The 14692-nt window shown below is 41.7% G+C and carries 16 protein-coding genes; 13 read left to right on the forward strand and 3 right to left on the reverse strand.

From position 1 onward, the window contains the following. Positions 1 to 89: 89 nt before the first annotated feature. The 4 genes from HQQ94_RS07500 (at position 90) to HQQ94_RS07515 (ending at position 4483) form a co-directional block, all read left to right on the forward strand. Positions 90 to 1046 carry a porin gene (locus HQQ94_RS07500; RefSeq protein ID WP_173293830.1) on the forward strand — a complete coding sequence of 319 codons (957 nt, stop codon included), beginning with the start codon at positions 90 to 92 and terminating at the stop codon, positions 1044 to 1046. Positions 1047 to 1246: 200 nt separating this feature from the next. Next, positions 1247 to 1936, forward strand: coding sequence for a phosphate regulon transcriptional regulator PhoB (gene phoB / locus HQQ94_RS07505; RefSeq protein ID WP_173293831.1), 690 nt, complete (start codon positions 1247 to 1249; stop codon positions 1934 to 1936). A gap of 100 nt (positions 1937 to 2036) precedes the next feature. Continuing rightward, the gene (gene phoR, locus HQQ94_RS07510) at positions 2037 to 3338 is read left to right on the forward strand and encodes a phosphate regulon sensor histidine kinase PhoR (protein WP_173293832.1); all 1302 of its coding nucleotides are present in this window, start codon (positions 2037 to 2039) and stop codon (positions 3336 to 3338) included. 173 nt (positions 3339 to 3511) lie between these two features. After that, positions 3512 to 4483 carry a PstS family phosphate ABC transporter substrate-binding protein gene (locus tag HQQ94_RS07515; protein ID WP_173293833.1) on the forward strand — a complete coding sequence of 324 codons (972 nt, stop codon included), beginning with the start codon at positions 3512 to 3514 and terminating at the stop codon, positions 4481 to 4483. A 32-nt stretch (positions 4484 to 4515) separates the two neighbouring features. On the opposite strand, the gene HQQ94_RS07520 is transcribed toward HQQ94_RS07515, so the two are convergent. Further along, positions 4516 to 4692, reverse strand: coding sequence for a hypothetical protein (locus tag HQQ94_RS07520; protein ID WP_173293834.1), 177 nt, complete (start codon positions 4690 to 4692; stop codon positions 4516 to 4518). A gap of 593 nt (positions 4693 to 5285) precedes the next feature. On the opposite strand from HQQ94_RS07520, the gene HQQ94_RS22500 reads away from it, so the two are divergent. From HQQ94_RS22500 to HQQ94_RS22505, 3 genes are read left to right on the forward strand one after another with little or no spacing between them, the layout of a single operon-like run. Beyond that, entirely contained in the window at positions 5286 to 5597 is a 312-nt protein-coding gene (locus HQQ94_RS22500; protein WP_254304018.1) for a hypothetical protein, read from the forward strand. Then, complete coding sequence (locus HQQ94_RS23065; RefSeq protein ID WP_375335714.1) at positions 5590 to 5925, forward strand: reverse transcriptase domain-containing protein; 336 nt, start codon at positions 5590 to 5592, stop codon at positions 5923 to 5925. The genes HQQ94_RS22500 and HQQ94_RS23065 overlap by 8 nt, the downstream gene beginning before the upstream one ends. Then, the gene (locus tag HQQ94_RS22505) at positions 5831 to 6559 is read left to right on the forward strand and encodes a reverse transcriptase domain-containing protein (RefSeq protein ID WP_254304009.1); all 729 of its coding nucleotides are present in this window, start codon (positions 5831 to 5833) and stop codon (positions 6557 to 6559) included. The genes HQQ94_RS23065 and HQQ94_RS22505 overlap by 95 nt, the downstream gene beginning before the upstream one ends. A 522-nt stretch (positions 6560 to 7081) precedes the next feature. On the opposite strand, the gene HQQ94_RS07530 is transcribed toward HQQ94_RS22505, so the two are convergent. Together HQQ94_RS07530 and HQQ94_RS07535 are read right to left on the reverse strand one after the other, a co-directional pair. Further along, positions 7082 to 8359, reverse strand: a complete 1278-nt coding sequence (locus HQQ94_RS07530; protein ID WP_173293835.1) for an HlyC/CorC family transporter — start codon at positions 8357 to 8359, stop codon at positions 7082 to 7084. A gap of 221 nt (positions 8360 to 8580) precedes the next feature. Continuing rightward, positions 8581 to 9369: an inner membrane protein YpjD gene (locus HQQ94_RS07535; protein WP_173293836.1), complete on the reverse strand. Its 789-nt coding sequence runs from the start codon at positions 9367 to 9369 to the stop codon at positions 8581 to 8583. A gap of 355 nt (positions 9370 to 9724) precedes the next feature. Here HQQ94_RS07535 and ffh point away from each other — a divergent pair, with 355 nt between their 5' ends. The 6 genes from ffh (at position 9725) to HQQ94_RS07565 (ending at position 14674) form a co-directional block, all read left to right on the forward strand. After that, positions 9725 to 11098: a signal recognition particle protein gene (gene ffh / locus HQQ94_RS07540; protein ID WP_173293837.1), complete on the forward strand. Its 1374-nt coding sequence runs from the start codon at positions 9725 to 9727 to the stop codon at positions 11096 to 11098. Positions 11099 to 11329: 231 nt separating this feature from the next. After that, positions 11330 to 11581, forward strand: a complete 252-nt coding sequence (gene rpsP / locus HQQ94_RS07545) for a 30S ribosomal protein S16 (RefSeq protein ID WP_173293838.1) — start codon at positions 11330 to 11332, stop codon at positions 11579 to 11581. Positions 11582 to 11601: 20 nt separating this feature from the next. Then, the gene (gene rimM / locus HQQ94_RS07550) at positions 11602 to 12132 is read left to right on the forward strand and encodes a ribosome maturation factor RimM (protein ID WP_173293839.1); all 531 of its coding nucleotides are present in this window, start codon (positions 11602 to 11604) and stop codon (positions 12130 to 12132) included. A 15-nt stretch (positions 12133 to 12147) separates the two neighbouring features. After that, positions 12148 to 12894 (forward strand): tRNA (guanosine(37)-N1)-methyltransferase TrmD, encoded by a 747-nt coding sequence (trmD, locus tag HQQ94_RS07555; RefSeq protein WP_173293840.1) that lies wholly within the window; start codon positions 12148 to 12150, stop codon positions 12892 to 12894. Positions 12895 to 12929: 35 nt separating this feature from the next. Further along, positions 12930 to 13283: a 50S ribosomal protein L19 gene (gene rplS, locus HQQ94_RS07560; RefSeq protein WP_173293841.1), complete on the forward strand. Its 354-nt coding sequence runs from the start codon at positions 12930 to 12932 to the stop codon at positions 13281 to 13283. A 299-nt stretch (positions 13284 to 13582) separates the two neighbouring features. Next, positions 13583 to 14674 (forward strand): 3-deoxy-7-phosphoheptulonate synthase, encoded by a 1092-nt coding sequence (locus tag HQQ94_RS07565; RefSeq protein ID WP_173293842.1) that lies wholly within the window; start codon positions 13583 to 13585, stop codon positions 14672 to 14674. Positions 14675 to 14692: the final 18 nt, after the last annotated feature.

Genomic DNA, 14692 nt, shown 5'->3' on the forward strand with positions numbered 1-14692 from the left:
AATTGAAATAAAAATGTAACACAAGTATAGCAAACTCGTTGATATTACAACCTATAACCAAAGACGAATGTATACGTCGAAAGGATAAAATGATGAACAATTTTTATAAAACAGTACTCGCTTCTTCTCTTACGCTCGCGACATTGGCTTCAGCCAATGCTGCAGAACCTATCACGGTTTACGGCAAGTTGAATGTCACAGCTCAATCTAATGATGTCCAGAATGAGTCGGAAACAACTATTCAGAGTAATGCTTCACGTTTAGGTGTGAAAGGTGCATTTGAACTAAGCAGTGCATTAGAAGCTTTTTATACAATTGAATATGAAGTCGATACGGGCAATGATAGCAAGGACAATTTTAAAGCCCGTAATCAATTTGTGGGGTTAAGAGGTGGTTTTGGTGCCATATCTGTGGGTCGTAATGATACGATGCTTAAGCAGTCTCAAGGTAAAATCGATCTATTTAATGATCTTTCTGGAGATTTAAAAAACTTGTTTAAGGGAGAGAATCGTCTGGCACAAACTGCAACATATCTTTCTCCGTCATTTAGTGGTTTTAAGTTGGGTGCAACTTATGCAGCCAGTGGCGATGGCGATCAGTTTGAGCAAGATGGATACAGTTTAGCGGCGATGTACGGTGATGCTAAATTGAAAAAATCCCCTATTTATGTGGCGGTTGCTTATGATTCAGATGTTAAGGGCTACGAAGTTGTACGTGCAACGCTACAAGGTAAAATCGCAGGTTTAATGATAGGCGGTATGTATCAGCAAGAAGAGAAGGTATATGCAATGACTGGAACTACTGTTAATCCTTTTGATGGCGACAGTTATACCGGTTATCTATTCAATGCGGCTTATACGATTAATGCTGTTGTACTTAAAGCACAATATCAAGACATGGAAGACAAGGGGGACTCTTGGTCTGTCGGTGGTGATTATAAGCTAGGTAAACCGACTAAATTGTTTGCTTTTTATACCAGCCGTTCGTACGAAAGTAGCGATGATGACGATAATTTCTTTGGCTTAGGTATCGAGCACAAGTTTTAATCTAGCTTAGCATAATAAAAAAACGTGTTAAATGCCGATCAGTTGAGCTGATTGGCATTTTTATTTAAAGGCTGGCTTTGTGAGCCTTAAATTATGACAAGTTTTCGTTATTTATGACAATATAGTATTGTTGGTCATAATTTTGTAATAAAACTGACCAATAATAGACGTGTGAACATTCATCGGATAGAAGATCTTATATGACTGCTAGGATATTAATTGTTGAAGATGAGTTAGCGATTAGAGAAATGCTAACTTTTGTATTGGAACAGCATGGTTTTGTTACCACCACAGCTGAAGATTTTGATTCTGCATTAGACATGATTTCGGAGCCGTATCCCGATCTTATTTTACTTGATTGGATGTTTCCCGGTGGTAGCGGTATTCAGTTAGCTAAACGTTTACGTCAAGATGAATTTACTCGTCAAATTCCGATCATTATGTTGACAGCTCGAGGTGAAGAGGAAGATAAGTTACGGGGTCTCGAAGTGGGGGCTGATGATTATATGACGAAACCTTTTTCGCCTAAAGAGTTAGTGGCAAGAATTAAAGCGGTCATACGCCGCAGTTCTCCCACGAGTTTAGAAGAGCCTATTGATGTGCAGGGGCTCATGTTAGATCCTATTAGTCACAGAGTGACTGTGGGTGATCATGTTTTGGATATGGGACCGACAGAATTCAGATTACTGCACTTTTTTATGACACACCCAGAACGCGTTTATAGCCGTGAGCAATTACTTGATAACGTATGGGGGATGAATGTTTATGTTGAAGATCGTACGGTTGATGTGCATATTAGGCGATTAAGGAAGGCGATTGAGGTCTCAAGCCATGATCGTTTAATTCAAACGGTAAGAGGATCGGGTTACCGTTTTTCAACTCGACTATAACTGCATGATTTGATTGTTTATACTTTGTGAGTTCGGGGTGTAAGTTAGTTGGGGTATTTTGTGCTTCATTATTTTCTTTAATAGTCTGGATAGTATTTATATGTTCGCGTCATATTCAGGTTATCGGCTTATCTCTCGCTTAATAACCTACTTAGTTATCTGTTTTATTTTAGGGATATTTATTGGAGAGGTTGTTTGGGTGTTACTCATTAGTACTGTGATCCTCCTATTTTGGCATTATCGCCAGCTTTCTAGGCTTAATTTTTGGCTGTGGCGAGATAGACGTCTTACTCCACCTAATGGACAAGGCAGTTGGGAGGGCGTATTTAATGGTATTTATCGCCTTCAAGGGAAAAATCGTAAGCGAGTGTCACAATTGGCTTTTCTTCTTAGCCGCTTTCGACAAGGTGCAGAAGCTCTCCCTGATGCTGCTGTTGTATTAGATGCAGAATACAATATTGTTTGGTGTAATAAACTGGCTCAGCTGTTACTGGGTCTGGTTTGGCCATTAGACAGCGGGCAGAGAATTGATAATCTATTACGTCATCCAGACTTCTCTCATTATTTAAAAAAAGGGACCTATCATGAGCCATTAGAACTCGCTTCTGCGTATTCAGAAAGGCGAATTCTTGAGGTGCGGATCATGGGTTATGGTACCGGTCAGTTTTTATTAATCGCGCGCGATATTACACGAGTAAGACAACTAGAAAGTATGCGTAAAGATTTTGTCGCTAATGTGTCGCATGAGCTTAAGACTCCCCTGACGGTGTTGCAAGGGTATCTTGAGATGATGCAAGACATGGCAGAGCCTGATTCTCCTAATACTAAGGCGATAGAGCAGATGCAGCAGCAGACAGACAGAATGCGATCTATGGTTGAACAGCTTTTGGTATTGTCTCGAATAGAGGCTGCTAGAGAAATTAATCTTGAGATTACGGTTAATATGGCGCATATGATGGATGTGCTAAGAGAAGAGGCCAAAGCATTGTCGATGGGAGAGCATGTACTCAGTTTCCACTGTGATGATAACTGTCATCTTTATGGCAATGAACTTGAACTGCGCAGTGCTTGTTCAAACCTGATATCCAATGCTATTCGTTATACTCAAGCAGCAGGTAAGATTGAGGTGAGTTGGAGAAAAACTGTGTCTGGAGCTGTTTTTAGTGTCACCGATACCGGAGAAGGTATCGCATTGCAACATATCGGTAGATTAACTGAGCGCTTCTATCGTGTGGACACTGCTAGAACTCGCCAAAAAGGTGGAACAGGGCTGGGTTTAGCGATAACGAAGCATGCACTTAGCCATCATCAGAGTGAGTTAATGATCACCAGTGAACTGGGTAAGGGAAGTACGTTTAGTTTTCTTATCCCTAACGCGTTAATTGAACATAAAGTCCATTAGTCATGTCAGCCACTAAATACCAAGCCTGCTTATTTATTCGTTTCTTTAACTTGGGTTTGTCATCGTAACGTCATATGAAAGTCATAGAATTGTCATGCTGGCAACTGATACTTGCTGCAACTTAATTGTTCATTAATTTAATCAGCAAGCACGTCTCAATACTGGAGCAAAGAATGAAACTGAAGCAACTTGTCGGTGCGATGAGCTTAATTGTCGCGAGTGCATTTTCCGCAGCCTCTATGGCTGCAATCGATTCATCACTGCCTGTTTATGAAAAAACCAGTGGAGTATCGGGCAACCTATCATCGGTAGGCTCAGATACTCTGGCTAATATGATGACACTTTGGGCCGAAGAATTCAGAGAGATGTACCCTAATGTGAATATTCAGATCCAAGCTGCGGGTTCATCTACGGCACCACCAGCACTGACTGAAGGGACTTCTCAATTCGGTCCAATGAGCCGTAAAATGAAGCCTAATGAAATGGAAGCTTTTGAAAAGCACTATGGCTACCAACCAACAATGATTCGTGTTGCTATCGACGCGCTTGCTGTATTTGTGCATAAAGATAATCCTATTGAAGGGTTAAGCATAGAGCAGATTGATGCCATTTTTTCTGCGACACACAAGTGTGGCGGTAATGATGTTACACGTTGGGGAGATGTTGGGTTACAAGGTGGATGGTCAGCCAAAGATGTACAACTTTATGGTCGTAATTCAGTTTCTGGAACCTATGGCTATTTTAAGAAAAAAGCCCTCTGTAAAGGTGATTTTAAGACGAATGTAAATGAACAACCAGGTTCTGCATCAGTTGTTCAGTCAGTGTCTCAATCGTTAAATGCTATCGGTTATTCAGGTATTGGTTACAAGACTGCTGGTGTTAAAGCGGTTGCTATTTCTAAAAAAGGCACTAAGTACATCGAAGCGAGTGCTGAAAATGCTGCGAGTGGTACTTATCCATTATCTCGTTATCTGTATGTGTATGTGAACAAGCATCCTAATAAAGATCTTGCTCCAATGGATCGTGAGTTTCTGAAGTTTGTCTTATCTAAACAAGGTCAGCAAATTGTTGAGAAGGATGGTTATGTGCCACTTCCACGTAGTGTGACCGCGAAAGATTTAGTTAAAGTCGGTATCCGTCTTTAAGCGAGTTGTGTGTCTTAAAAGCTCCATTTTGATCATGCCAGTAAGTTAAGCTTACTGGCATTTTTTGTTTGCCCAGCGAAGCTGGCAAACCCAGCAGGTTGAAAGAAACCTGTATCACCCTGACTAAGGGGAAGATAATCCGAATGGCAAGGGCGTTGCTGGCTAACGGCAGGGTCTGAAGGAAGCCATAGGAAGTGAGGTGTACACAACTAACCGTAACCTGTTTCGGCACTATTGGTGGGTGAGCGTGCAAAATAGCGCGAAGCCCAATACTTAGTCAGACTAATAGTGTGTTTGAGGGTGGAATACCTTATAGGGAGCCAGTGCAGTAACTGGGGAAGCCTGGCATCAGTTCCAGTGATAAGGGCTGGAGGCATTATCCCAAGAGGTGACTCAAGGGAAATGTTGGTGTGAGGTGGCAGATGAATCCGTAGTAGTGAGTAAGGCTCGGCCTGTGAAGCCCAGTAATGGTGTGGAGGATAAAACCAAGCTGACCATCAGCATCAAGTCTGGTGGAGTATTAAGTTGCCAAAAGCGCTTAATATTGCGAAGGGAGGAAGCGTGCTTTAAGTCTGTAATGAGCAGATGTTTTTTTTTCAGAGGTACACAAGTCGATTCGCTATCGAAGTCTTTTTGAACTGGTCACCTTAGGAGTAAGGCTCTGGCTTAAGAAACTGTACAAGGGAGTAGTTTTGTCACTGTTTAGTAGATTGCCATTGCGCTAGAACGCTAAGCAACAAAGTGAAATAGACCGACTTTGAGGAAGTCATATCCGTCCCCATACAGCACACATGTGAGGAATATGCGAGTTTATCAAAGTTTATACGGGCAACTTCTGAGTAAAGAGAAGCTGTATAAAGGATTTAGAAGAGTGTGGAAAGCCAAAGGCGCGGCCGGCATAGACAGGCAGAGCCTAAGCGACTTCGCCTCAAATCTGAGTGATAACCTCGATCAACTTCTTCATGAACTCAGCACTAAGCAATATCAAGCTCAGCCAGTCAGGCGGGTTGAGATCCCCAAAGAGGATGGCGGCGTGAGATTGCTTGGTATTCCAACTATTAGGGATAGAGTCGTTCAACAACCCCTAAACGATCTACTTAGCCCCCATCTTTGAAGAGCAATTTCACCCGTCAAGCTACGGCTATAGGCCAAGGCGAAGTTGTCACGATGCGATCAACAAAGCGACATTGTTTATGCGTCGGTACGAGCTTAAACATGTAGTGGATATGGACTTGTCAAAGTGTTTCGATAAATTAGACCACGGGCTAATCTTATCAAGCATCGAAAAGCGAGTTAGTGATGGTAGCGTGCTAAAGCTGCTCGTTCAGTTTTTTGAAAAGTGGTGTGATGGTAGATGGGCACAAGCAAGCGACAGAAGTAGGGAGTCCGCAAGGTGGTGTAATAAGCCCACTGATAGCGAATATCTATCTGGATGCGTTTGATCAAGAGATGAAAAAACGGGGTCACAGAATAGTGCGCTACGCAGACGATATCTTGATTTTATGTCGCAGCCGAGCAGGGGCAGAAAACGCACTCAAGCAGGCGAAGAAGATACTGGAAGTCGAGTTAAAGCTTGAGGTAAACTCGCGTAAAACCCACATAGCAGACAGCAATGAAGGTGTGAAGTTTTTAGGAGTGGAGATAGGTAGTCGATACACACGTATCGAGCCGAAGAAACTAGCAGGGTTTAAATCGAAGCTAAAACAGATGACAAAGCGCAATGGTGGTAAGCCATTAAGCGAAGTGATCAAAGCGGTGAATCCTATTTTAAGAGGGTTCAGTCAGTATTTTCGGATAGCGAATGCGAATAGGGAGTTCGAGAAAATAGCAAGCTGGCTAAGGCGTAGGTTGAGGAGCGTCCAACTGAAGCTGTGGAAAACGCCACAGCGACTTCACAGACGGTTGAAGCAGATGGGGTATAAGCCCCCGTTTAAATCAATCAAGATGAACAGTTGGCGTAACTCACTGATTCCGTTAGCAAACTATGCGCTGCCCAATAAATGGTTTGATAGCTCAGGGTTAGTGAATCTTGGACATGTAAAAACGGGATATGTGTTCAGCGCAAAGCTGAGTTAAGTATGCAGGAGCCGTATACGAGGTCCGTACGTACGGTTCTGTGAGAGGGATGAGGCGGTAACGCCTCACCCTACTCGATATGTCTATGAGAGGACCTTAAAAAAGAGTGAGTTTTCCGAGGTTCTAAAATCATGTCATAGAAGAATGTAAGTTGACGCACTATTGCAGTTGGGCCGAACAAGGCAAGCCGACTATACCGCTTAATAAATCACTAAATGATTAGTATTATCCCATTTGGGGCTTTTTCAATAGATAAAAAAAAGCGACCTAATTAGGTCGCCACATGTTCCAAATTTGGAATAGTTTGATAGTCGCGCTAGAAACTATCTAATTTAAGGGAGAACGATGAACAGTAAAAATAAGCTTAAATTTAGTACTCATCAATTAAATTTAAACAAAAAACCAGTTCATATAATCAGAGTCAAGTTTGATTAAAAAGTTCAAATTATTTTTCTAAATGTTTATATTTAGCGTACATAAACCTGTTGTTGACACCATTCTTATCATGGTTCTAATTGACTATTAGTGTTTGCTTGGGGCTTGGTAGTATTGTGGCATTATCCTGACTGTTTTTATCTTATTGCCCCCTACTTCTACGATTTCGATAGGGTAGCCGGCTATACGCATACTCGTATTGATGCAAGGGATCTCTTCGAGATACTCTATTATCAGGCCATTGATGGTTTTTGGACCGTTGATAGGAAAGTGCCACTGCATTTCTTTGTTAAGTTCTCGAATGTTAATGGCGGCTTCAATAAGGTAGCTACCATCTTGTTGTTTATTGATTTCCTCACTCGTTGCAGGCTCTGGTGAGGTGGTGAAATCGCCGACGATTTCTTCAAGAATATCTTCTAATGTTACTAAGCCTTGAATATCACCATATTCATCAACCACAAGACCTGTACGCTCTTTGTTTTGTTGAAAGTTACTTAGCTGTACGTTAAGTGGTGTGCCTTCAGGAATAAAATAGAGTTCTTTTACAGCACGCAGCAGTGAAGATTTACTGAACTGGTTCTTAGATTGCAGGCGAAGAGCATCTCGTAAATGTACGAATCCTACGGCGTCATCAATGGTTTCTCTATAGAGTAAGACTCGAGTGTGAGGACTTTGGATCACTTGTTTCGTAATGCTCTTAAAGTCGTCATTAATGTTGATGGCAAATAGTTCTGAACGTGGGATCATAATATCTTCAACAGTGACTTTTTCCAGATCCATGATAGACAATAACATTTCTTGGTGACGTCTTGGAATGAGTGCTCCGGCTTCATGCACGACTGTCCTTAACTCTTCTTGACTTAATGCATCGGAAGATTGGACTGAACGAATTCCAATAATGAACAATACGCCTGATGTGATGAAGTTAACGGCTTTTACTAATGGAGACAAGATCACCAGTAACCATTTAAGGATTAAACTGGAAGGAAAGGCGACACGTTCAGGATGTAGTGCGGCGATGGTTTTTGGAGTGACCTCGGAAAAAACAAGCACAATTAAGGTTAATGCCCCTGTCGCGATGGCGACTCCCACGTCACCAAACAAGCGTATTCCTATAATGGTTGCTATGGCTGAAGCCAGTATATTCACGAGGTTATTACCGATAAGAATCAGTCCTATCAGCCTATCAGGGCGTTCAAGCATCTTGATCGCGCGTTGAGCGCCTTTATTTCCGCTGGATGCCAAGTGTTTTAGTCGATAGCGATTTAGTGACATCATAGCAGTTTCAGATCCTGAAAAATAAGCTGAAATGATGAGTAAAACAAAAAGTATGATCAGAAGTACACTGGTTGATATGGCGTCCAAAAAGGAGCTCCATTAGTTTAGTCGTAAATTACGCTGAACGGTGAAATAAGTTTTAGACACTAGTAATTACAGCGATTTGGTTACAGTGTCAAGTCAGTCCTTTATATCTTGTCTGTTAAAATAGGATGAATACAGGACTTAACATGGCCAGTAAATTCAATTTTATACTGAATTTTTCTGAGATGCACAATTTTGCAATCCTGGCGTGTTGATGAATATTGTTAATTTAAAATCAGTTCTTTGACGATGCGAGCACCAAAATAGGCTAATGACAATAAAGTGGCTCCTGACAAAGTATAAATAACAGCTGTCCTTATCTTACAACCGACCCAATATTGTTGAGCTAACATGGATATATAGGTAAACCAAGCAAGAATAGACAGTATTGCTTTATGGCCTTTTCCATCTTCAAACATATCATCGAGAAAAATGAAACCTGTAGCCAGTGATAAACTGAGTAAGATAACGCCAACAATCACTAAATGATAAAGCTGCTTTTCAACGGTCATTAAAGGTGGCATTACAGTGCTCATGATTAACTTTTTACTTTTCAACTTGTTTTGAATAATCGCAAGTTGGATGGCATATAGAGCAGCAATCATGAGCGCACTGTAGGCCATCAGTGATAAAACCACATGAACCAAAATATCAGGGTGAATGTCAAAGTGAGTAATGTATTCAGGTGGTACTAACCAAAGTAATGCGACGGATATGATAGAGCATGCATACACAACAGGGATGACGACAATCATTTTGAGTCTAAATAATAATACCGTAAAGCTAAAGGCGATGATCCAGTTAACTAAAGAGATCACATTGGTAAGACTGAAATTTTGTCCATTATCGGTGAACATGGCTTGCGATAGGGCACCAGCATGTAATATGACAGCAATTGCTGCCAAACTTGCGACGATACGGCGATTTGGACCGTTCACATGAAACAGGCGACTTACCACTAGCACTAAGGCGATGCAGTAAAAAAACATGGCTGAAGCGGAAAATATAACCATTAAGTATTAACCTATCGTTTTTGTTTACAATGCTAGCACTTTGTTTGTCAACAGAGCTCAATGGGCTTGTTATGTTATTGACAAGCAAAGACAGTATAAAAAGCTACAGATAGAATAACACGAGCAGCGGCTAATTGTGCACTAGCTTTAAGTACAAAAATAGGCTTTGTTAGCGTGAGTCATAATTCTTGAATGTTTGTCATCCAATTTAACGTTACTCAGAGGCAAAAGAGTCAGTTTGTAAGGGGGTGTTCTTTACTTATTTACCTAAAGGATCCTGAACTAGCTTCTTGGCTTGGCTTGGGTATATAATGTCGATTAATTAATATAAATTCTAAATGATAAGAACTCGATAATGTTTGAGAACCTAACGGACAGACTGTCACGTTCACTAAAAAATATTAGTGGTCGTGGCCGCTTAACAGAAGATAATGTTAAGGAAACCTTACGAGAAGTGCGCATGGCATTACTCGAAGCTGATGTGGCCTTACCTGTTGTACGTGATTTCGTTAACAGCGTAAAAGAGCGTGCTGTAGGGCAGGAAGTTTCTAAGAGTCTAAGTCCAGGCCAAGCATTTATTAAAATTGTCCAAAGCGAATTAGAAAACGCGATGGGTGAAGCCAATGAAGCGTTAGACCTTTCAGCTCAACCTCCAGCTGTGATTATGATGGCAGGTCTTCAAGGTGCGGGTAAAACGACCAGTGTTGCCAAGCTTGCTAAGTTTTTACGTGAGCGTGAGAAGAAATCTGTTTTGGTTGTGAGTGCTGACGTATATCGTCCAGCCGCCATTAAACAGTTAGAAACATTGGCAACAGAGGTTGAAGTTGAATTCTTCCCATCTGATGTTAGCCAAAAGCCTATCGATATCGTTAATGCGGCGATGGCGCATGCCAAGCTCAAATTTATTGATGTTGTGATTGTTGATACCGCTGGCCGTTTGCATGTCGATGAGGGCATGATGGATGAGATCAAAGCACTTCATGCTGCGGTCAATCCTGTTGAAACATTGTTTGTTGTTGATGCGATGACTGGTCAAGATGCGGCTAATATCGCCAAAGCATTCAATGAAGCTTTACCTTTAACGGGTGTGGTACTGACGAAGGTTGATGGTGATGCGCGCGGTGGTGCTGCTTTATCTATTCGTCATATTACCGGTAAACCAATAAAATTCTTAGGTGTTGGCGAGAAGACCGATGCACTTGAGGCATTTTATCCAGATCGTGTTGCATCACGTATTTTAGGCATGGGCGATGTACTGTCACTTATCGAAGAAGTTGAACGCGGTGTCGATAAAGACAAAGCGATGAAGCTTGCTGCTAAAGTGAAGAAAGGAGGCCGTTTTGACCTTGAGGATTTTCGCGAACAACTTCAACAGATGAAGAATATGGGCGGAATGATGAATATGATTGAAAAATTACCCGGTGTGGGGCAACTGCCACCAGAAGCTCTGGCTCAAGTTCAAAATGGTAAGATGACCAATCAGATGGAAGCGATTATTAATTCCATGACTAAAGGTGAGCGTTCGAACCCAGATATGATTAAAGGTTCACGTAAGCGCCGTATTGCTCAAGGCTCAGGTACTCAAATTCAAGATGTAAACCGCTTATTAAAGCAGTTTAGTCAGATGCAGAAAATGATGAAAAAAATGTCGGCTAAGGGCGGCATGAAAAAAATGATGCGTGGCATGAGCGGTATGTTGCCACCAGGCATGAAGATGCCAGGACGTTAATATTATTTTAAATTTGAGATTCGATTGGGGCTAGCCCTAACTTGGACCTGTAAACCACAATTCCACTCAATATCGCGATACTAGGGATGAGTGGTAGTGGTCAAAAAACATTGCATTTGCCGGTAAGTAAGGTACACTCGTCCGGCTTTCTACACTGGGACACTTCGCGAACACGGAGTCCCAGTTTTTATTTTGCTTCGAAGAAGCAAACCATTAGAGGATTGAAGACGCATGGTTACCATTCGTTTAGCTCGTGGCGGCGCAAAAAAGCGTCCATTTTATAACATCGTTGTTGCTGATAGCCGTAATGCCCGTGATGGTCGTTTCATTGAGCGTGTTGGTTTTTTTAACCCAATGGCTCGTGGTCAGGAAGAAACGTTACGTTTAGACCTAGATCGTGTTGAGCACTGGGTGACTAACGGTGCTGGAACATCAGATCGTGTAGCAAAGTTGATCAAAGACGCACGTAAAGCTGTTGCTTAATAGCGTTAAGGTATAGTTTGATGAGTAGTAAACAAGAACCTGTCGTACTGGGAAAAATAGGCTCCAGTCATGGCATTAAGGGTTGGTTGAAGATCACTACCTATACCGATTCTGTTGAAGGCATTTTTGACTATTCACCTTGGTTGATTAAAGAACAAGGTGAGTGGCGCGAAGTAAAAGTGACCCAGTGGCGTTTTCAGGGGAAAGCTGTAGTGGCTTCTCTTGAAGGTGTAGAAACACGGGATCAAGCTCAGATGCTCACAAATTGTGAGATTGCTGTGCTTGCAGAACAGATAGAAGCACTGCCTGAAGATGAATTCTACTGGCGTGATCTTATCGGTTGTGAAGTGACAAATACTAAAGGCTATAACATGGGTAAGGTTCAGGAGATCGTGGAAACAGGATCGAATGACGTACTTCTTGTTAAAGCTAACGCAAAAGATGGCTTTGGCAAAGTGGAACGTATGATCCCCTTTGTCACCGAGCAGTTCGTCCTAGAGGTGAACTTAACGGACAAACAGATCTTAGTGGATTGGGATCCGGACTTTTAAGTCGAGGTAGGACATATGTGGTTAGGGGTAGTAACCCTGTTTCCAGAGATGTTTCGTGCCGTAACAGACTTTGGAGTAACGGGTCGGGCCGTTAACAAAGGCCTGCTTAAGTTGCACACGTGGAATCCAAGAGATTTCACCCATGATAAACATAATACTGTGGACGATCGCCCTTATGGTGGTGGGCCTGGTATGTTAATGATGGTGCAGCCTTTACGCGACGCTATTCATGCTGCAAAAACTGCAGCTGGCGACAGTACGAAGGTGATTTATCTGTCTCCTCAAGGACGTAAGCTTACACAGCAAGGCGTTGAAGAGTTAGCTAAATCAGACAGTTTGATTTTAGTATGCGGTCGATACGAAGGTGTTGATGAACGTATTATTCAAACTGAAGTGGATGAAGAGTGGTCAATTGGTGATTACGTGCTTTCGGGCGGTGAACTTCCTGCGATGACTTTGATTGATTCAGTATCTAGGCTGGTTCCGGGTGTTCTCGGAAAACAAGCGTCGGCAGAGCAAGATTCTTTCTCTGACGGTTTACTGGATTGCCCCCACTACACTCGTCCTGAAACTTTGGATGGTTTAGATGTTCCGGCAGTTTTGTTAAGTGGTAACCACGAACATATTAGACGCTGGCGTCTACAGCAGAGTCTCGGTAGAACTTTGTTAAGACGACCAGAATTATTAGAAAATCTAGCTCTGACTGACGAACAAACGAAGCTTTTAAATCAGTTTGTTGATTCAACAAATGAGTGTGGATAGTGACGATCAGTTATTACTAGTATGGAGTTTATTTCATGAATAATATCATTAAAATGCTCAACGAAGAGCAAATGAAAACAGATGTACCAGAATTTGGTGCAGGCGACACAGTCGTTGTTAAAGTACGTGTTGTAGAAGGTGGTAAAGAACGTTTACAGGCGTTCGAAGGTATTGTTATCGCTAAGCGTAACCGCGGTGTACATTCTGCATTCACAGTACGTAAAATCTCTAATGGTGAAGGTGTTGAGCGTGCATTCCAAACGCATAGCCCAATCATCTCTGGTATCGAAGTTAAGCGTCGTGGCCGTGTTCGTCGTGCTAAGCTTTACTATCTACGTGAACGTTCAGGTAAATCTGCACGTATTCGTGAGAAGTTAGCGACTAAATAATAATAGTTGTTGCTTTAAAGTAAGAAAAAGACGCAGTGTTCGCACAATAGCCCGCTTATAGCGGGTTTTTGTGATCTTGGAACTGAGAAAAATATTATAATCAGAATAAATGGACTAATTTTTAAAAATCTTCTTTTGTGTGCATAACTCGCTTGATCTTAAGGGCAAGTAAAGGCATTATTAACATATTAATGTAATGGTGTAGCAATACACTATTACGGGGGGTTAGTGAAATAATAGATGTATAGTGTTAATTTAACGCAATGTAGACAATTTAAGAAAACTATCAGGTGGTTAGTATGCAGCAAGATACGATAAATAATGTTCATATCAGTTCAGAAACCGTATTAGTGACTCCTCAAGAGTTAAAGTTTGAGTTACCTTTATCTGAGCATGCATACCGTTACGTGCTTAATGCGCGTAAAACTGTCGCCGATATTGTACATAAACGAGATAACAGAGTGCTTATCATAACAGGGCCTTGCTCTATTCATGATATTGATTCAGCAAAGGAGTACGCATTAAAACTTAAGAAATTGCATGATGAATTGAATGATGATTTTTTCATATTGATGCGAGTTTATTTTGAGAAGCCAAGAACGACGGTTGGTTGGAAGGGGATGATTAATGATCCTGATATGGACGAGTCGTTCGATGTGGAGAAAGGACTTCGCAAAGCCAGAGAATTAATGATTTGGTTGGCAGAGTTGGGATTACCCGTTGCAACTGAAGCTCTCGATCCCATCAGCCCACAGTATATGTCTGAGTTGATCACATGGTCTGCTATTGGAGCACGAACCACAGAGTCACAAACTCATAGGGAAATGGCATCAGGTTTATCTATGCCTGTTGGGTTTAAAAATGGCACAGATGGTAAGCTTGGGGTGGCGATAAATGCACTTGAATCAGCAGCCAGTAGTCATCGATTTATGGGGATAAATCAAAAGGGGCAGGTTGCACTGCTTCAAACAGCGGGTAATCCTGATGGGCATGTCATTTTACGTGGTGGAAAAACGCCAAATTATGATGCTGAAAGCGTTGAGGATTGTGAACAACAACTCCATAGTGCTAATTTGAATGCACGCTTAATCGTCGATTGTAGCCATGGAAACTCTGCGAAAGATCACCGCAAGCAAAAAGGGGTTTGTGAAGACGTTTTTAAGCAGATTTTATCGGGTAATCAATCTATTATTGGTGTGATGCTTGAAAGTCACCTTAATGAGGGCAAACAAAGTAGTAATAAACCAATGTGTGAACTCGCCTACGGTGTGTCAGTGACTGATGCTTGTATCGATTGGGCAACCACAGAACATTTATTACGCGAAGGTGCGGCATCGCTTTCAGCTGTGTTGCCTAATCGTTTTGCTCAGCTTAAAGTTTCTAATGGTTAATATTGAACGTTTTGTGAG

The sequence above is a fragment of the Shewanella sp. VB17 genome (assembly GCF_013248905.1).
Lineage (GTDB): Bacteria > Pseudomonadota > Gammaproteobacteria > Enterobacterales > Shewanellaceae > Shewanella.